Here is an 18,102-nt window from a genome sequence, read left to right as displayed (position 1 = left end):
GTTCTTACATGACCATTTTTTCAATGGGACACACCAAAATGCCTTCGGCTCCGGCTTTTTTTAGTTCGTCAATGACTTCCCAAAATGTGTCCCGTTTAATGACGGAATGTACAGAACTCCACCCTTCTTCAGCTAAGGGCAATACCGTGGGGCTTCGCATCCCTGGTAAAATGGAAATAATCTTATCCAATTTGTCATTGGGAGCATTTAAAAGCACATACTTGTTCTGTCTGGCCTGGAGCACAGATTTAATCCTGAACTGCATTTTCTTCAGGATTTCCTTTCGTTCTTCCGAAATTAACGGAGAAACAGCCAGTACCGCTTCACTCTTTAATATGACCTCTACCTCCTTCAAATTATTTTTGAAGAGGGTACTTCCACTGGAAACAATATCACAGATACCATCGGCCAAACCAATATTGGGAGCAATTTCCACAGAGCCATTGATAATGTGTAAATCTGCCGTAACTCCTTTTGATTTAAGGTATTCGATGACCGTATTGGGATAGGAAGTAGCTATTTTTTTGCCTTCAAAATCTTTCACCGAATTGTACTTGACCGTCTTTGGAACGGCCAAAGACACTTTACATTTTGAGAAGTTGAGTTTCTCGGCTACGGAAATGTCCTGGCCTTTTTCAATAAGTACGTTTTCACCAATAATGGCAATGTCAACCACCCCATCCCGCAAATATTGGGGGATGTCGCCATTGCGTAAATAAAATACTTCCAACGGAAAATTCATGGCTGTGGCCTTTAGTTGGTCTTTTCCATTGTCAATGCTGATGCCACAGTCCTTGAGGATTTTGAGTGAATCCTCATTTAAGCGTCCACTCTTCTGGACGGCAATTCTAATTTTTGTCATTTTTCAATCGTTTTGTCTGAAAAATCAAATAGGTACAAAAAATAAACCCGCTTGATTTCTCAAACGGGTTAGAATTATATTTTTAAAAACAACAATACATTTCTATCTCGCTTGAGGGCAAGTATACAAATGATGATATGTGTTTTTGTTTCTCATTTCACTCCAAAAGTAGGATATATTTTTTTATCAAAAAAGCCTTATTTAGTTATTTCCCAAAATTAATGGTAATCCATTATCACCCGACCCCACTACCACCACTTTGGCATTTGGCGATTCTGAAAGCTTTAGTGTTGCATCTATTCCTTTGTCCTGAAGTATTTTATCTGTTAGTGACGCACTGAGTATTCGGTTGGCATCTGCCTTACCTTGTGCTTCAATTCGGACTTTTTCTGCTTCTTTCTCAGCAGTCACCAATCGAAACTCGTATTCCAACGATTCTTGTTCTTGTTTTAATTTGCGTTCAATGGCATCCTTAATGGTTGGTGGTAAGGTTACATCCCTCACCAATACTTCGTTTAACTGAATGTATTGGGCGCTTACAATTTTTTCGGTCTCCTCAAAGATTTCCTGTTGAATGGCATCCCGTTTACTGGAGTATAACTGCTCCGGGGTATAACGCCCCACAACACTACGTGCGGCGGACCGAATTGCAGGCAATAAAACACGTTCAATATATTGTTCGCTTTTTTCTTGGTGCAATTTCCCAAGTTCTTCATACTTGGGCTGGAACCAAACGGAAGCTTCCAGCTTAATATCCAGTCCGTTGGAGGAGAGCACATTCATTTTTTCAAGCTGTTCCTGCTGACGTACTTCATAAATAAATACCTTGTTCCAAGGGGCGACCAAATGAAAACCTTCTCCCAAAGGAGGCTCATCGGTAACAACACCTCCACCGAAATACTTGTAGAGCACTCCGGCTTCACCGGAACCTATGGTCACGGTTGATCTCGAAATAAATATGATGAGAATAATAATGCCCGCAATGGCAGGCAAAGCAATTTTTGGTAATCTGTCCATATATATAGTTTATATTAATCCATTGTATTTTCTGATGAACCATTCCAGGGCAAGAGCTAGGACAATCAGTCCCAATAAAATACGGAAATCTATTAAAGATACAACATTTTGTTGGCTCTTTTGAATCGGAAGATAGCGTTGTGAGGTCGATAGCTCATCCACCAGTTCATCCAGCTTATCTGGAAAGTAAAGTTTTCCATTAGTTTTCTCTGCGAGGCGTTGTAATTTAGAGTGATTGGATGAGATGAGTTGTTTTTCTGGATTAAAGTCCAAAATCTTAAAGGATCCAGAGCGCTTTAGGTTTTCTCCTGAAACCGTTACCGTAAATTGATATTCTCCTGCCTCAAGGTCACTCAAGTCCACCTCATAAAAATTACCTTTGAGCAGCATGGGCGATTCGCGATTGAAATTGTTGTTCTGGCCTTGAATGGCAATGGTAATAGAACCATCAGGGTCAAATTGATAGCTTTCATCAAAATAAGACGCCCTTATCCGGGCCATGCTTGCATTGTCATAGACTAACTCAAAATCCAGTTCCAAACGGCTTCGTTGGTCATTGCTGCCCAAGTAGACCATAAGATTACCCATAAGCTCATCAAAATTGTTGAAACTTTCGGTGTTGCGATACGTTTGGGCCCGCCATCTCCAGATATTTTCACCAAACAGGGCCGCTTCCCGTTGTTTTCCTTCCGTTAAGACCGCAAGCAGTGGTTGGTCCAAATCCACTCCTTTAATCTGTTGATAAAGCAGGGTCTCCCCATTTTTCAGTAGGTCGATATTTCCCAAATTCCCTCTAAGCGGAGGAAAATTATCCACATTGAAATTTCCAAGACCAAATACGCCAAAAGCATTGTTTAGTATAGGTATGATATCTTCGGTCTGATTAATGTTCTCTTTCGCAAAACTCTGTTGGGTCCGATTTAAAAAATTCCAATCGGTTTTGGACCCAGTAATGGTAAAAATACTTTTACCCGATTTTGAAACATAGTCGTAAATGCCTCTGAAATTTCGGTTGGGTTGATATAGAATTAGAATGTCCGCATCTTCCAGATCTGAAGCAGCATTTGGTTTTGCGATGCGCACGGAACGCTGTTCGTTAGCTTCAATTGATTTTTTCAATGCGCCTATGTCTGGGTGAAGTATATCAGAAACAATGAACACATTGGTTTTTTCGTCAATGACCTCGATGGCTGTTTCCTTGCCATTATTGAATGGATTTTTTTCATTTTCCAGGGGTTCAACCTCAATTTTCAAGGTCTTCACCCCCACACTTTTAGCTTCTATGAGGGGATTGATGGTTTGACTGTTTTTGGATGCATCAAAATTCAGGCGTTGTTGGTACACCCGACTTTCATCCAAAGAAATTGACACTGTTTTGGAAACAGGGCGTGAACCTCGGTATAAAATGGTCGCCTCCACAGGAAACTGATTGCGAAGAAAAGCGTAGGTATTGCTATTGAGCAGTCCCACTGAAATGTCTTCATACGCCGTGGTGTCCCCTACCACCATGGGATTTACGGATAAATTAGAGCCAAGGCCAATATATTCATAATCCCTACCAAGCGTTTGGTTGCCATCGGTTACCAATACTACCGCATTGGTGCCATTAACAAAAATTTCATTTACAGTGGATAGTGCATTGGAAATATCGGTGTTCCTTTGACTGAAGTTGAGCGAGTCCGTGGCTTGCAAGGTCGTTCCAAACGTATATTGGTGAATGGAAAACCGTTCGTTCAATTCATCATTGGTTGTGAGTTGTTCCACCAATGGAGATATGGGAGTTTCTGCTTGTGCTTCTTGTATTGACGATGAATCATCTACCAAGACAATCAAATTGGCTTTTTCCAAAAAATAGTCCCTGTTGATGAATTTGGGGTTTATCAACAGCAGAAGTGCACAGAACAATGTGATGAATCGCAATGCGGCCAAAACAAATTTCAGCCAGCCCTTTCTGGGATTTTTATAGAAATATTGATAGAAAACTACGATAAGCGCGGTAATCGCTGCAAGAATAATAAGGAGTACCGTGCGAAAATCCATCCAATTCTATGTTAACATACCACCGTCCACGTTGAGCACTTGTCCGGTAACATAATCCGATAAATCTGAAGCCAAAAACAAACACGCATTGGCCACATCTTCAGGACTTCCACCTCTTTTCAACGGAATGGCATCTCGCCAGCCTTGAACCGTTTTTTCATCCAATTTGTCGGTCATCTCAGTTTCAATGAAACCGGGTGCAATGGCATTGCAGCGGATGTTTCGCGAACCCAATTCCAAGGCTACGGATTTTGTGAATCCAATCATTCCCGCTTTTGAAGCGGCATAATTGGTCTGTCCCGCATTTCCTTTTACACCAACTACACTACTCATGTTGATAATGGAACCTTTGCGTTGTTTTAACATGGTACGCTGCACTGCTTTGGTCATGTTGAAAACGGATTTCAGGTTGATTTCGATAACCGTATCAAAATCCTCTTCGCCCATTCGCATCAATAAATTATCTTTGGTGATTCCAGCATTATTGATCAATACGTCGATTCTTCCTTCAAAATCTTCCAAAACTTGGGCGACCAGTTTTTCGGCTTCTTCGAAGCTAGCGGCATTACTTTTGTAGGCTTTGGCCGTAACGCCCATGCCGGTTAATTCTTTCTCCAATTCCAAAGCGGGAGCCTCACTGGAACTATAGGTAAATGCCACATTGGCGCCATGTTTTGCGAAAACTTGGGCAATTCCTTTTCCAATACCTCTACTTGCTCCAGTTATAATTACGTTTTTGCCTTCCAAAAGTTTCATAGATGATGTGTTTGAACGGTTATCAACCAAATATAGTTGTTGTTTTATGTTTTTAAAGAAAAAAATCCCGCATAAAACGGGATTTAGAATAGTTTTAACGGTTGGTTATCCAACCACTTCCTTTACTTTTTCGCCAATTTTAGCGGGTGAATCCACCACGTGAATACCGCACTCGCGCATGATTCGTTTCTTGGCTTGGGCTGTATCATCGCTACCGCCAACAATGGCTCCAGCGTGACCCATGGTACGACCAGCAGGTGCAGTTTCACCAGCGATAAATCCAACGATCGGTTTCTTACTTCCGCTCTCTTTGTACCATTTTGCGGCATCAGCTTCCAATTGACCCCCAATTTCACCAATCATGACCACACATTCAGTCTCTGGGTCGTTGATCAGCAATTGAACGGCTTGTTTAGTGGTGGTTCCAATAATAGGGTCTCCACCAATACCAATGGCAGTGGTAATACCCAATCCTTGGCGTACCACCTGATCGGCAGCTTCATAAGTGAGCGTTCCAGATTTGGATACGATACCCACATTTCCTTTTTTGAAAACAAAGCCGGGCATGATACCCACTTTGGCTTCACCGGGAGTAATGACACCTGGGCAGTTAGGCCCTACCAATGTACATTCTTTATCTTTGATATAGTCGTTTGCCTTTACCATATCGGCAACAGGAATACCCTCAGTAATGGTAATAATTACCTTGATTCCAGCGTCAGCAGCCTCCATGATAGCATCTGCGGCAAATGCAGGAGGAACAAAAATAATCGTGGTGTCGGCACCAACTTCTTTTACCGCTTTTTCTACAGTGTTGAAAACAGGTTTCCCCAAATGTTCTTGTCCACCTTTTCCTGGTGTAACTCCACCAACAACATTGGTACCGTATTCGATCATTTGTTCGGCATGAAATGTTCCTTCACTACCTGTAAAACCTTGTACAATTATTTTTGAATCTTTATTTACTAAGACGCTCATATATTAAACTTAATTAGGTGCAAAAATAAACTTTGCAGGGGGTTTTGTCTATTGATTTTTTAATTCTTTTTTAATTTTTCGAGGATTTCCGGAATCTTTTTTACATGCGCCATTTGTTTTAGCTTATCTCTAGCTTCCTCGGCTGGGCTTCCAAAATAGGCTTTGCCCCCTAGCAACGATTTGCCTACTCCACTTTGGGCAAGTAATACCGCTTTTTTGCCGATGGTAACTCCGCTAGTGACCCCAACCTGTCCCCATAGGGTAACTTCATCCTCAACAACCACACAACCTGCAATTCCCACATGGGAGGCAATCAAACATTTTTTACCTATTACCGTATCATGGCCCACCTGAATCTGATTGTCCAGTTTGGAACCTTCTTTAATGGTAGTATCACCTGTAACACCTCTGTCAATAGTACAAGATGCTCCAATATCCACATTATTTTCAATCACTACCCTTCCTCCAGAGAGGAGTTTGTCAAACCCTTCAGGTCTGTTTTTGTAATAAAAGGCATCTGCACCCAACACAGTTCCTGCATGGATGGTAACATTGTTGCCAATAATACAATTGTCGTAGATGGTGACATTGGGGTGAATCACACAATGCTTACCAATCCTTACATTGTTACCAATAAAAACATTGGGTTGAATGATGGTCCCCTCCCCAATTTGGGCCGTATCCGAAATGGAGGTATTGGCACTCTGAAAGGGTTTAAAATGGCGGGTCAATTTATTGAAATCCCGGAAAGGATCATCGGAAATTAGCAAGGCCTTTCCCTTGGGACAATCCACTTTTTTGTTGATAAGCACCACGGACGCTTTGGATTGAAGGGCTTTATCATAATATTTGGGATGGTCCACAAATACAATATCACCTTCTTCCACAATGTGGATTTCGTTCATCCCGAATACGGGAAACACATCATCCCCAACATATTCGCATTGAATGATTTCTGAAATCTCTTTTAAAGTGTGGGCTTTAGGAAATTTCATTTCCCTTATTCTTTAGCGCGTTCCAAATAGGCTCCTTTTTCCGTATCAATCTTAATCTTGTCACCTTCATTAATGAACAACGGCACATTGATGCGGGCACCGGTTTCTACGGTGGCAGGCTTGGTAGCATTGGTTGCGGTATTTCCCTTTACTCCAGGTTCGGTATGGGTCACTTCCAAAATAACGCTGGCGGGCATTTCAACCGAAAGTGGCATATTATCCTCCGCATTGAAAATGATGGTCACCACTTCACCCTCCTTTAGTAAGTCCGGCGCATCCAGTGCATCTTTTTGCAAAGCAATTTGGTTGTAATCGTCCGTATTCATAAAATGGAAAGTCTCCCCTTCTGGGTAGAGATATTGGTATGAGCGTGTTTCCACGCGCACATCCTCAATTTTATGACCTGCGGAGAACGTATTGTCGATTACTTTTCCCGTGGTAACGCTTTTTAATTTTGTTCGGACAAAGGCTGGGCCTTTTCCCGGTTTTACGTGAAGAAACTCCACAATTTTATAGATGTCATGGTTGTACCGTATGCACAACCCTTTTCGAATATCAGACGTGCTTGCCATAAATTTAATTTGAACTAAAATAACCTTTCATGATTCCTCTTTGCGAATCCCGGATAAACTGAAGTATCTCATCCCGCTCTGGAGTTGCTTCCATTTCCGCTTCAATGATGGATGCCGCTTGGGAATTGTTATAATTTTGTTGATATAGAATTCGGTATATATTCTGAATCTCCCTGATTTTATCGGCTTCAAAACCTCTTCGTCGTAATCCAATGGAATTGATTCCAACATACGAAAGCGGTTCACGGGCTGCTTTTACATAGGGAGGAACATCTTTTCGAACCAAAGACCCTCCGGTAACAAAGGCATGGTTTCCGATAGAAACAAATTGATGCACGGCGACCATTCCCGCCAAAACCACATTTTGACCAATGGTGACATGGCCTGCCAGTGTGGAATTGTTGCTAAAAATACAACCATCTCCCACAACACAGTCGTGGGCCACGTGGCAATACGCCATGATAAGGCAATTATTGCCGATTACCGTTTTCATCCGGTCTGAAGTACCTTTATTAATAGTGGCACATTCCCGAATAGTGGTGTTGTCCCCAATTTGAACCGTGGTATCCTCACCTTGATATTTTAAATCTTGTGGCATGGCCGATATTACGGCACCTGGGAAAATATTACAATTTTTTCCAATGCGTGCACCTTCCATTATGGTGACATTGGACCCAATCCAAGTGCCTTCCCCAATGGTCACATTATTGTGTATGGTGGTGAAGGGTTCAATCACTACATTTTTGGCGATTTTAGCGCCTGGATGTACATATGCTAAGGGCTGGTTCATTACGAATCGGTGTTTTTGGTTTTAACGATCTGCGCCATCAATTCCGCTTCTGAAACCAACTTACCGTTAGCATAGGCATAGGCCTGCATGTGGCAAATTCCCCTTCGAATGGGTGAAATTAAATCGCATTTAAAGATTAAAGTATCCCCTGGCACTACTTGTTGTTTAAACTTCACATTGTCTATTTTCATAAAGAAAGTCAAGTAGTTTTCTGGGTCTGGAACGGTGCTCAGCACCAAAATCCCTCCTGTTTGGGCCATGGCCTCAACTTGCAAGACCCCGGGCATTACAGGTGCCCCGGGAAAATGCCCTACAAAAAAAGGTTCGTTCATGGTCACATTCTTTACACCGACCACATGGGTATCTGAAAGTTCCAAGATTTTGTCCACCAATAAAAAAGGTGGTCTGTGCGGCAACATGTTCATGATCTGCTTCACGTCCATTAAAGGAGTTTGGTGAAGATCATAGGTTGGAACTTTGTTTCGTTTTTCGATTTTAATGATTTTAGAAAGCTTCTTTGCAAATTGTGTGTTTACAAAGTGGCCGGGTTTATTGGCAATAACCTTTCCTCGGATTCGGGTTCCGGCCAAGGCCAGGTCCCCCACTACATCGAGTAATTTATGCCTTGCCGCTTCATTGGGATAATGAAGGGTAAGGTTGTCCAAGATTCCGTTGGGCTTAACGGACAATTTCTTTTTATTGAACGCCTTTTCCAATTTTTTCATTGTGGACTCTGAGATTTCCTTATCCACATATACAATGGCATTGTTCAAATCCCCGCCTTTGATCAGTCCATGTTCCAAAAGCATTTCCAATTCATGGAGAAAACTAAAGGTGCGGGCATCGGCAATATCTTCCTTGAAATCCGAAATTCTTTCCAAAGTTGCATTTTGTGTGCCCAAGACCTTGGTGCCAAAATCCACCATTGTGGTTACTTGGTAGTGATCAGAGGGAATCACGGTAATTTCACTACCCGTGGTCTCATCTTTATAGGAAATGACATCTTTTACGATATATTCTTCGCGTTCAAGATCTTGTTCCACAATGCCTGCTTCTTCCAGAGCTTTTACGAAAAACTTGGAAGATCCATCCATAATGGGAGGCTCTGGGGAATCAAGTTCAATCAGGACATTGTCAATGTCCAATCCCACCAAGGCAGCCAAAACGTGTTCAGAAGTTTGAATCTTTACGCCGTTTTTTTCCAAGTTGGTCCCACGCTGGGTGTTGACCACATAATTGGCATCGGCCTCAATAATGGGCTCGCCTTCCAAATCTACCCGCTTAAAGGCAAAACCGTGATTTTCCTTTGCAGGAACGAAACTCATGGTAACGTTTTCGCCCGTGTGCAACCCTACTCCTTGTAGCGTTACTTTCTTTCCTATGGTGCGTTGCTTGTTGCTAGTTTTGCTCACCTTCAACCTTTTTTTCTATGTTGGAGATTTGATTTACCAATTTTGGCAAATTTTTAAAGTGTACATAAGATTTATTGAAGTCACCGTAGTTGAATGCCGGAGATCCTTGAAGGACTTCATCATCCTTCACGTTTCTTCCAATACCGGATTGTGCTTGGATTTTTACCCGATCACCAATGGTAATATGGCCCACAATACCCACTTGACCACCAATAAGGCAATTTTTTCCGATTTTGGTGGATCCTGCGATACCGGTTTGGGCTGCGATGGCGGTATGCTCACCAATTTCAACATTATGGGCAATCTGGATTTGGTTGTCCAATTTTACGCCTTTTCTCAGTATTGTGGATCCCAAGGTGGCACGGTCAATTGTGGTTCCGGCGCCTACATCTACATTATCTTCTAAAATTACATTGCCTGTTTGGGGTACTTTGCTGTATTCGCCATTGGAATTTGGAGTGAATCCGAAGCCATCGGCACCAATGATCACCCCACTATGAATGGTGCAATTGTTCCCAATAATGGATTCAGAATATATTTTGGCCCCAGCAAATATCATTACGTCATTGCCAATAGTAACATTATCTCCTATATATACATTGGGATAAACCTTTACGTTGCTACCAATCTTCACATTTTCTCCCAAATACGAAAAGGCGCCCAAATAGAACCCTTCTCCATAGTTTGCACTTTCAGAAATGAAGGTGGGACTTTCTATGCCTACTTTATTGCTTTTTACCTGATTGTAGTATTCCAATAATTTGGAAAAGGATTTGTAGGCATCATCTACTTTAATCAATGTTGTGGACAAGGATTGTTCTGGGATAAAATCTTTGTTTACAATAGTGATGGATGCCTTGGTGGAGTATATATAAGAAGTGTATTTTGGATTGGCCAAAAATGTCAGCGAGCCTTTTTCCCCTTCCTCAATCTTGGATAATTTATGGACAGCAATTTGAGGATTTCCCTCAACTTCCCCTTCTAGGATTCCGGCAATTTGGGTCGCTGTAAATTTCATTTGTGCAAAAGTAACAAAATTTGTTAAACAGCTTCTTTGGGGTAGCAGCTATAATATTTGAATACGGTTGTGGACAATGCTTTTAAACTGAGTTGATCGGATTCTTTGAGCACATCGGTTATCTTTCCATTCTTTTTAAGAATGTTAATGGCCTGTTGTTCTTCACTGTACGCCTTATTTGAGATTTCACCCTGAAACACAAAGTTGGCGGCATCCGCTGCTGAAAGATCGTACTTTTGGATGATTTCCTGCAATTTTTTCTCCAGTTTTTGAGGGTCGGCCTTTCGCTTTTTTATTTTGATGTGCAACAACTTCCGATCCAACAGCATCTCACACATTTTTGAGAGTACAAAATCATTATGGGATCGCCATGATTTTACCGCTCCCAAAATATCAACATCATCCAACTGGGCAAAAATTGACAATATTTTGGAATCGAAATTAATGGTGCCATTCTGCTTTAAGAAATACAACAGTGGTTGACTTCCTTCCAAATGGCCTTCTTCGGATAAAATCTTGCGAGCACGCTGCATAATCCGCACCAACAGCTGTTCCGCCACCAAGCCTGTTTTGTGCAAATACACCTGCCAATACATAAATCGCCTTGCCATCAGGAACTTTTCCACGGCATAAATGCCTTTTTCTTCCACTACCAGATTTCCGTCGGCAACATTGAGCATGGAAATAAGCCGTTCTGAGTTGATATTCCCCTCGGTTACCCCGGCATAAAAGCTGTCCCGTTTCAGGTAGTCCATGCGGTCCATGTCCAGTTGACTTGAAACCAACTGGTTCATATAAGGTTTTGGATAGTCTCCTTTAAAAATGGAGATGGCGGTATTCAATTGTCCACCAAATTCAGCATTGAGTTCTTCCATGAATTTCAATGAAAGGGATTCGTGGCTCAGATTCTTCACTACAAACCCTTCCAGAGCATGGGAAAATGGACCATGACCAATATCGTGCAACAATATGGCACAAAGCAAGCCTGTTTCTTCGTCCTCAGAAATAGTTATGCCCTTTAATTTTAGGATTTGAATGGCCTTATCCATAAGGTGCATGCTTCCCAAAGCATGATGGAAACGAGTATGGTGCGCTCCCGGATACACCAAATAGGACATCCCCATTTGCGAAATCCGCCGCAACCGCTGAAAGTACGGATGCCCTATCAGCTTAAAAATAAGTTCATTTGGAGTTCCAATAAAACCGTAAATTGGATCGTTAAAAACGTTAAGCTTATTGGTTTTTACCAAGGAAGTTTGTTTTAATGCCACAAAGATAACTACTATATGAACAAGATTACAATTCTTTGGGTCGATGATGAAATTGATCTGCTAAAACCGCACATTCTTTTTCTGGAGAGCAAAAATTACAACGTAGTTACCAGCCAAAGTGGGCAAGATGCGTTGGAGGAACTGCGAAATTCCTTTTTTGATATTGTTTTTTTGGATGAAAATATGCCGGGAATCTCTGGTTTGGAAACCTTGAACGAGATCAAGAAGTTCGATGCCTCCATTCCGGTGGTGATGATTACCAAGAGCGAGGAAGAGTATATTATGGATGAGGCCATTGGTTCCAAAATCGCCGATTATTTGATCAAGCCTGTCAATCCCAATCAAATATTGCTGTCTCTAAAAAAGAGCTTGGATAATTCCCGATTGGTGTCGGAAAAGACTACTTCGAGCTATCAGCAAGAGTTCAGGAAGATTGCGATGGACCTATCCATGGTAAACAGTTGCGAAGAATGGGCAGAACTTTATAAAAAACTCATTTATTGGGAACTCCAGTTGGAAGAAATTGAAGATTCTGGCATGTTTGAAATTTTGGAATCCCAAAAAGTGGAGGCCAACTCCCAGTTCAGCAAGTTTGTGGACAAGAAATACACGAGTTGGTTTAAAGGGGGCGATGCCCCCATTATGTCTCACACCTTATTTAGAAGTAAGGTTCAACCCGAACTGGAGGGAAACAAAACCTTGTTGGTGGTCATCGATAATCTTCGCTACGATCAATGGCTGGCTTTTGAGGAAACCCTTTCGGTACATTATAAAAAGAAACAGGAAAGTGCCTATTTCAGTATCCTCCCTACCGCCACACAATATGCCCGGAATGCTATTTTTTCGGGATTGATGCCCTTGGATATGGAAAAACAATATCCCAATTGGTGGAAGAACGACACGGAAGATGGCGGGAAAAACCTTTTTGAAGCTGATTTTTTGGGAGCACAATTGAAGCGGTTAGGCTTAAACCTGAAGTGGGAATATCATAAAATCAGTAATTTGAAACAGGGGAAACAACTGGCGCAGAACTTCAAATCGCAGAAAAACAACGACCTGACCGTAGTGGTCTACAACTTCGTGGACATGCTTTCCCATTCCAAAACCGAAATGGAGGTGGTTAAGGAATTGGCCTCCAATGACAAGGCTTACCGATCACTTACCTTGAGTTGGTTTAAGAACTCACCCTTGTTGGAAATCATTCAGCAAGCCCAAAGCTTGGGCATGAAACTTATTTTGACCACTGATCACGGCACCATAAATGTGAAACAACCTTCCAAGGTCATTGGAGATCGGGAGACCAGTCTAAACCTTAGGTACAAGACCGGGAAAAGCCTCACGTATGAAGATAAAGATGTGCTGGCCTCAAAAAACCCGCAGGAGATTCATCTGCCCAACATCAACTTGAGCAGCAGCTATATTTTTGCCAAGAACGACCTCTTTTTTGCCTATCCCAATAATTACAATCATTATGTGAGCTATTACAGAAACACCTACCAACATGGCGGGGTTTCGTTGGAAGAAATGATTGTTCCTTTTGTAGTTTTGGAAGCAAAATAAGACCAACTTGAAAAAAACGTTCCAATTAAATGAAATCCAACAGGTGGCAAAATCCATTATTGAAGCCGCCCCTGGCAAGCAACTCTGTTTTTATGGTGAAATGGGTGCTGGCAAAACTACTTTGATCAAGGCATTGGTAAAAGAATTGGGGGCTGTGGACAGCGGAAACAGTCCCACTTTTGGTTTGGTAAATGAATACCATGACAGCCAAGACAATTTATTGGCCTATCATTTTGACTTTTATCGGTTGGAAGATGAAGTAGAAGCATTGGACATGGGACTTGAGGATTACTTGGGTTCCAACGCTTGGGTCTTTATGGAATGGCCCGAAAAAATAAAGTCACTCTTACCTGAGGATGTTGTATCCATTTTCTTGCACTTTATCGACGAAAACACACGTTCAGTCGAGTTAAATATTCGTTAAAGAGCATTCCTGCTATCTTGAACTCATTCGTCTGCGATATTGTATGGAATCGATAAAATGATTGTTTTAAACGTTAAAATGCCATTTTTATCGACAAAATGTAGTGTAGGTTGAAATATTTTCCTACATTTGTATTGTAGATGAATTCATTTATTAACCAAAAACTCTTTTACGATGAACACTAAAAAAGTTTTTTTTGGACTACTTGCTGTTGCTTTTTTGGCAATGACTGCGGTTTCAACAGGTACTGTTGATATTGACAAAGATCAGACCGTAAGCGTTAAGAAAAAAGATATCGGTAAGATGTAAGAAGTCAAAAAGATTATTCTTTTAAAACCCCTTCTCGGAAGGGGTTTTTTTATACAATAAAACGGGGCATCTGTAGTTATACATGTATGCGCAGTAAGAAAAAAATAAGAAAACGTTTTATTCTTGAGGGGCTTATTACTTTGCTTATAGTGCTTTCGCCCATCATGTTTTATTCGTATAAATATATGCCCAGTGATACAGAATCATTGGACTTTATCATATTTAAGATTGGCACAAATGGGTTTGCCGATGCCAGGACAGCAGTTTGGTTTTATCTCATCAAACTGATTCCTTTGGTATTATTGATCATTTGGTTTGTCACCAGTAAGCAATGGTGGTACCATGCCGTATTGATTCCCATATCCATGTACAGCTTTCAATTGTACAGCGCCATATTTGAAAGCTCCCAAGAAGTTGATGAAAATGAGGTGTTCTATGTAATCGCCGTTACCATGGTGGTGGTCCCCATTGTATATTTTATTCGGGTTAAATTGGTGGATAAGCATGTGCATGGGATTGATCTTGATGCCATGGACACCGAGCTGCAGATATTAAAGGAAAAAGAAGAGCTTCGTAAAGAGCGTGAGAAACTGGAAGAACGCCAAAAGACCCTTTCAAAAAAAGTGTAAATTTGTTTTCTTACCTTGATGTGGTACGATGAACAGATTTACTACGTATGAACCAACCGTCATCCCCTTTTAGCAAACAACAACTTTTGCCCCAAGAAGAAACCTTAGAGGTTCTCAAACAAAAGGGAGAACTTTTTATAGGTATTCCAAAGGAAAACCAATATCAGGAAAAGCGGGTATGCTTAACCCCGGATGCTGTTAATGCCATTACTGCGCATGGACACAGGGTCTTGATTGAATCGGGTGCCGGGGATGGCGCCAATTTTTCGGATCTAGACTACACCAATGCCGGTGCCGAAATCACAAGGGATGTCAAGAAAGTTTTTTCTTGTTCCATCATTCTTAAAGTGGAACCTCCTACCCTTTCTGAAATAGATTTACTCAACCCACAGACCATTATTATTTCTGCCTTGCAGATAAAAACACAGAGCAAAGAGTATTTTGAGACCATGGCCAAAAAAAGACTTACGGCCATTGCCTTTGAATACATCAGGGATGAAGACGGAAATTATCCCGCGGTACGTTCCTTAAGTGAAATTGCAGGGATTTCCTCTATCCTCATTGCTTCGGAATTGATGGCCACAACCAGCAAGGGGAATGGTTTGATGTTTGGCAACATCAGTGGTGTGCCCCCAGTGGAAGTGGTGATTATTGGTGCAGGAACTGTCGGGGAATTTGCCGCAAGGTCAGCCTTGGGATTGGGTGCCAACATAAAGGTTTTTGACAATTCCATCAGTAAGTTGAGGCATATACAGACCAATCTTAACCGTACTGTTTATACATCCACCATTCAGCCCAAGAATCTTATAAAAGCCCTTAAGCGGTGCGATGTTGCCATCGGCGCCACTCGTGGAAAAGATCGTTCGCCCGTTGTGGTTTCCAGTTCCATGGTGGAGAACATGAAAAAAGGGGCCGTCATTATCGATGTGAGTATTGATATGGGAGGTTGTTTTGAAACTTCGGAATTGACCACGCACAACAAGCCCACAATCGATAAGTTTGGGGTTATCCATTATGGCGTGCCCAACATTCCCTCCCGTTATCCCAGAACATCCTCAATTTCCATCAGCAATATATTTACACCCTATCTGCTTAAAATTGGTGAAGATGGTGGTTTGGAACATTCCTTGCGTTTTGATAAAGGCTTGCGAAATGGCCTTTATATGTACCATGGCATCTTGACCAATAAGTCGGTTGGTGATTGGTTTGGATTGAACTACAACGATATTAATTTTCTTATTTTTTAATTGAATGGCATTTTTACGGCGCTTGGGATGGTACTTGGTAGGACTGTCCATTGGGATAGTATTTTTGGTATTTTTTCTAAAGAAAAAATCGGGTGAGGAAGGAATAGACTTCTGCTATTTTCCCAATTGTAGGGTACTTAAGGACATGCGCTCAAAACCTCTCACCTTTGGTGAGGCGTTGCCCGAAAAATATAGGGACACCTTGTTCGTGAAGTCCTTTTTAACGGATGGCGACGTGGATTTTGGCAAGAGCGATACCAAGTCCGAGCCGTGTAAAACGTATTATATTGAAAAAGACACTCGAGTTTTAAAAGTAAAAAACTGCCCAGATAAACTAATTCTTGAGACTGTTTCGGAAAATTGAAGTATGTACTGTTGATTCAGTACTGACTTTTATATTTAAAACTCATTATCCAACTTTGTAGCCTTACCCCTTTTAGGACATCGCTAAATTCATAAAATTATCATTAATGTTGTCTGTTTCGGGGAAGAATTCTTCCCCGAAACGTTTCTTGTATTCCCTGGGCGGCATATCCCCGATGGATGAATGGGGATGCCTTGTATTGTAATCCTCTATCCATTTTTGGGTCAGTGCCCTTACTTGGTGGAGGTCGTTGAACCAATAGGCATCGAGCACATCCTCCCTGTAAAACCTGTTCAGGCGTTCCATATATCCGTTCTGCATGGGCTTGCCGGGCTGGATGAACTGCAGCTCGACACGTTTGGCCTTGCACCATTGTGATAGGGCCTTGGATATGAACTCCGGACCGTTGTCGCAGCGTATGGTCTTTGGCAGGCCTATTTCCTCCTCCAGTTGTGATAAGGTCTCCACTACCCTTATCGCCGGATAGTTCAGCCCCACGTCCATGGCCAGTGCCTCCCGGTTGCAGTCGTCCATCACATTGAACACCCTTATCTTCCTTCCATCGGACAGCACATCGGCCATAAAGTCCATGCTCCAGACCTCGTTGAGCTCCATCGGGGCCCCCAGTGGGTTCTTTGTCCTTGCAGGAAGCCTCTTCTTGTGCTTCCTCCTGAGTTTTAGGTTCATGGACCTGTAGACCCTCAACACCCGTTTCCTGTTCCAGTTGCGGCCTTCGCGACGCAAACGCTTGTAATACACCTCGAATCCCCTTGTCGGCAGCTCTTCGGCCAGCCTGGAAAGGGCATCGACGACCTCGGTGTCGTCCCTCCTGCTATGGTAGTACCACATCGACCGGGCAAGGTCCAGTACCCCACAGGAACGCGATACACATACAGAATAGGCCTCCTGGAGATATTTGGCGCGCTGCTTCTTGTCGGAAGGCCCTAGAACTTTTTTGACAGTACGTCCTTGAGCATACGGATGTCAAGACTGGCATCGGCGTACATCTGCTTGAGTTTGCGGTTCTCCTCCTCGAGTTCCTTCAAGCGCTTCATATGCGCAACTTCCATGCCCCCGTACTTCTTCCTCCAATAATAAAAAGTGCTGGTGTCAATCCCCATCTCACGGGATATGTCACCCACCTTGCGGCCCTGTTCGTTCTCTTTCAGTGCCTTGATGATCTGGCTCTCGGTAAACTTGCTTTTTTTCATGTGACAGTTAAAATTTAAAGTTAGAAAATCTGAATTTTAAACTGTCCTATTTTTAGGGAAGGCTACAACTTTCTCAAGTTTTTAATGAGACTCTCGAAATTTATGATAAAACGACCATAAACGAATCTGTAGATTTTATAAATCAAAATGGTAAAACCCAAGGTCAAAACAACTCCGAAAACAATTAATGCCACATAAACAAATCGTTCTTTGTCTTGCAATAGGACCGTCACCTCGCTATTATTGAACAGCTCCCAGATAAAACTCATTAGAAATGTAATGGCAAAGATGGCGAGGTTGTAATAGATATATCCATTAACTATCCTTTTCGTGTTTAGTATTCTGACAATTAGCAGCTTAATGTCACCTATAACATTGATTGTTTTAAATGATAGCAGAAAGGCTAAAACAAACAACCCCAAGGCTACATAGTTTAACTTTTCTATAAAAACCAGTGGTTGAAATTCTAAAAATGATTGCGGATTGTAATCGCTAAAGTATACTTGAAATCCAATACCAATCACTCCCCATAAAAAGAACTCAACTAGGGAAAATATGAATAGTCTTTTTGTGATTGTCTGGGAATGTAAAATGGACTTATTCCTGAATTTGGTGGGAATTTCACCTATTTTTTGGTTGGATATCTC

The 18,102-nt window shown here is 41.9% G+C and carries 18 protein-coding genes; 6 read left to right on the top strand and 12 right to left on the bottom strand.

Annotated elements, in window-relative coordinates:
• Nucleotides 1–4: 4 nt before the first annotated feature.
• The 11 genes from hisG to FG28_RS16450 all read right to left on the bottom strand — a co-directional run bounded on the left by hisG (nt 5) and on the right by FG28_RS16450 (nt 11,690).
• Nucleotides 5–862 carry an ATP phosphoribosyltransferase gene (hisG, locus tag FG28_RS16500; RefSeq protein WP_036384738.1) on the bottom strand — a complete coding sequence of 286 codons (858 nt, stop codon included), beginning with the start codon at nt 860–862 and terminating at the stop codon, nt 5–7.
• A gap of 201 nt (nt 863–1,063) precedes the next feature.
• Nucleotides 1,064–1,879, bottom strand: coding sequence for a prohibitin family protein (locus FG28_RS16495; protein ID WP_036384736.1), 816 nt, complete (start codon nt 1,877–1,879; stop codon nt 1,064–1,066).
• A gap of 9 nt (nt 1,880–1,888) precedes the next feature.
• Entirely contained in the window at nt 1,889–3,919 is a 2,031-nt protein-coding gene (locus tag FG28_RS16490) for a VWA domain-containing protein (protein WP_036384734.1), read from the bottom strand.
• 6 nt (nt 3,920–3,925) lie between these two features.
• Complete coding sequence (gene fabG, locus FG28_RS16485) at nt 3,926–4,675, bottom strand: 3-oxoacyl-[acyl-carrier-protein] reductase (protein WP_036384726.1); 750 nt, start codon at nt 4,673–4,675, stop codon at nt 3,926–3,928.
• Between the two features lie 105 nt (nt 4,676–4,780).
• On the bottom strand, nt 4,781–5,653 hold the full coding sequence (gene sucD, locus FG28_RS16480) for a succinate--CoA ligase subunit alpha (protein ID WP_036384725.1): 873 nt from the start codon (nt 5,651–5,653) through the stop codon (nt 4,781–4,783).
• A 59-nt stretch (nt 5,654–5,712) separates the two neighbouring features.
• A complete protein-coding gene (locus FG28_RS16475; RefSeq protein WP_036384723.1) occupies nt 5,713–6,648 on the bottom strand; it encodes a UDP-3-O-(3-hydroxymyristoyl)glucosamine N-acyltransferase in 936 nt (311 codons plus the stop codon).
• Between the two features lie 5 nt (nt 6,649–6,653).
• Nucleotides 6,654–7,220 (bottom strand): elongation factor P, encoded by a 567-nt coding sequence (efp, locus tag FG28_RS16470; RefSeq protein ID WP_036384721.1) that lies wholly within the window; start codon nt 7,218–7,220, stop codon nt 6,654–6,656.
• 4 nt (nt 7,221–7,224) lie between these two features.
• On the bottom strand, nt 7,225–8,010 hold the full coding sequence (gene lpxA / locus FG28_RS16465; RefSeq protein ID WP_036384719.1) for an acyl-ACP--UDP-N-acetylglucosamine O-acyltransferase: 786 nt from the start codon (nt 8,008–8,010) through the stop codon (nt 7,225–7,227).
• Nucleotides 8,010–9,422, bottom strand: coding sequence for a bifunctional UDP-3-O-[3-hydroxymyristoyl] N-acetylglucosamine deacetylase/3-hydroxyacyl-ACP dehydratase (locus FG28_RS16460; protein ID WP_036386770.1), 1,413 nt, complete (start codon nt 9,420–9,422; stop codon nt 8,010–8,012). Before FG28_RS16460 ends, lpxA begins: the two co-directional genes overlap by 1 nt.
• Entirely contained in the window at nt 9,409–10,440 is a 1,032-nt protein-coding gene (gene lpxD / locus FG28_RS16455) for a UDP-3-O-(3-hydroxymyristoyl)glucosamine N-acyltransferase (RefSeq protein WP_036384718.1), read from the bottom strand. The genes FG28_RS16460 and lpxD overlap by 14 nt, the downstream gene beginning before the upstream one ends.
• A 23-nt stretch (nt 10,441–10,463) precedes the next feature.
• On the bottom strand, nt 10,464–11,690 hold the full coding sequence (locus FG28_RS16450) for an HD domain-containing protein (RefSeq protein WP_036386768.1): 1,227 nt from the start codon (nt 11,688–11,690) through the stop codon (nt 10,464–10,466).
• A gap of 36 nt (nt 11,691–11,726) precedes the next feature.
• Here FG28_RS16450 and FG28_RS16445 point away from each other — a divergent pair, with 36 nt between their 5' ends.
• From FG28_RS16445 to FG28_RS16425, 6 genes are all read left to right on the top strand, one after another.
• Complete coding sequence (locus FG28_RS16445; protein ID WP_036384716.1) at nt 11,727–13,271, top strand: PglZ domain-containing protein; 1,545 nt, start codon at nt 11,727–11,729, stop codon at nt 13,269–13,271.
• Between the two features lie 7 nt (nt 13,272–13,278).
• Nucleotides 13,279–13,695 (top strand): tRNA (adenosine(37)-N6)-threonylcarbamoyltransferase complex ATPase subunit type 1 TsaE, encoded by a 417-nt coding sequence (tsaE, locus tag FG28_RS16440; protein ID WP_036384714.1) that lies wholly within the window; start codon nt 13,279–13,281, stop codon nt 13,693–13,695.
• Between the two features lie 174 nt (nt 13,696–13,869).
• Complete coding sequence (locus FG28_RS21060) at nt 13,870–14,004, top strand: hypothetical protein (RefSeq protein ID WP_262491877.1); 135 nt, start codon at nt 13,870–13,872, stop codon at nt 14,002–14,004.
• Nucleotides 14,005–14,090: 86 nt separating this feature from the next.
• The gene (locus FG28_RS16435; RefSeq protein ID WP_036384712.1) at nt 14,091–14,633 is read left to right on the top strand and encodes a hypothetical protein; all 543 of its coding nucleotides are present in this window, start codon (nt 14,091–14,093) and stop codon (nt 14,631–14,633) included.
• 47 nt (nt 14,634–14,680) lie between these two features.
• Nucleotides 14,681–15,880, top strand: coding sequence for an alanine dehydrogenase (locus FG28_RS16430; protein WP_036384698.1), 1,200 nt, complete (start codon nt 14,681–14,683; stop codon nt 15,878–15,880).
• A gap of 4 nt (nt 15,881–15,884) precedes the next feature.
• Complete coding sequence (locus FG28_RS16425; RefSeq protein ID WP_036384694.1) at nt 15,885–16,244, top strand: hypothetical protein; 360 nt, start codon at nt 15,885–15,887, stop codon at nt 16,242–16,244.
• 72 nt (nt 16,245–16,316) lie between these two features.
• Here FG28_RS16425 and FG28_RS16420 read toward each other — a convergent pair.
• Nucleotides 16,317–17,455, bottom strand: a protein-coding gene (locus FG28_RS16420) for an IS3 family transposase (RefSeq protein ID WP_231562646.1) whose coding sequence is annotated in 2 segments (ribosomal slippage) — nt 16,317–17,194 and nt 17,194–17,455 — 1,140 coding nt in all. Because the reading frame shifts where the segments join, the coding sequence is not laid out codon by codon here.
• Between the last annotated feature and the right edge of the window lie 647 nt (nt 17,456–18,102).

The organism is Muricauda sp. MAR_2010_75 (assembly GCF_000745185.1).
Lineage (GTDB): Bacteria > Bacteroidota > Bacteroidia > Flavobacteriales > Flavobacteriaceae > Flagellimonas.
Note: the sequence above shows the minus strand (reverse complement) of the source record. Positions and strands in the feature narration are given on the sequence as shown.

Excerpts from the sequence above, each read along its gene's own strand:
- hisG (WP_036384738.1), bottom strand. The coding sequence starts at position 862 with ATGACAAAAATTAGAATTGCCGTCCAGAAGAGTGGACGCTTAAATGAG.
- FG28_RS16495 (WP_036384736.1), bottom strand. The coding sequence starts at position 1,879 with ATGGACAGATTACCAAAAATTGCTTTGCCTGCCATTGCGGGCATTATT.
- FG28_RS16490 (WP_036384734.1), bottom strand. The coding sequence starts at position 3,919 with ATGGATTTTCGCACGGTACTCCTTATTATTCTTGCAGCGATTACCGCG.
- fabG (WP_036384726.1), bottom strand. The coding sequence starts at position 4,675 with ATGAAACTTTTGGAAGGCAAAAACGTAATTATAACTGGAGCAAGTAGA.
- sucD (WP_036384725.1), bottom strand. The coding sequence starts at position 5,653 with ATGAGCGTCTTAGTAAATAAAGATTCAAAAATAATTGTACAAGGTTTT.
- FG28_RS16475 (WP_036384723.1), bottom strand. The coding sequence starts at position 6,648 with ATGAAATTTCCTAAAGCCCACACTTTAAAAGAGATTTCAGAAATCATT.
- efp (WP_036384721.1), bottom strand. The coding sequence starts at position 7,220 with ATGGCAAGCACGTCTGATATTCGAAAAGGGTTGTGCATACGGTACAAC.
- lpxA (WP_036384719.1), bottom strand. The coding sequence starts at position 8,010 with ATGAACCAGCCCTTAGCATATGTACATCCAGGCGCTAAAATCGCCAAA.
- lpxD (WP_036384718.1), bottom strand. The coding sequence starts at position 10,440 with ATGAAATTTACAGCGACCCAAATTGCCGGAATCCTAGAAGGGGAAGTT.
- FG28_RS16445 (WP_036384716.1), top strand. The coding sequence starts at position 11,727 with ATGAACAAGATTACAATTCTTTGGGTCGATGATGAAATTGATCTGCTA.
- FG28_RS21060 (WP_262491877.1), top strand. The coding sequence starts at position 13,870 with ATGAACACTAAAAAAGTTTTTTTTGGACTACTTGCTGTTGCTTTTTTG.
- FG28_RS16435 (WP_036384712.1), top strand. The coding sequence starts at position 14,091 with ATGCGCAGTAAGAAAAAAATAAGAAAACGTTTTATTCTTGAGGGGCTT.
- FG28_RS16430 (WP_036384698.1), top strand. The coding sequence starts at position 14,681 with ATGAACCAACCGTCATCCCCTTTTAGCAAACAACAACTTTTGCCCCAA.
- FG28_RS16425 (WP_036384694.1), top strand. The coding sequence starts at position 15,885 with ATGGCATTTTTACGGCGCTTGGGATGGTACTTGGTAGGACTGTCCATT.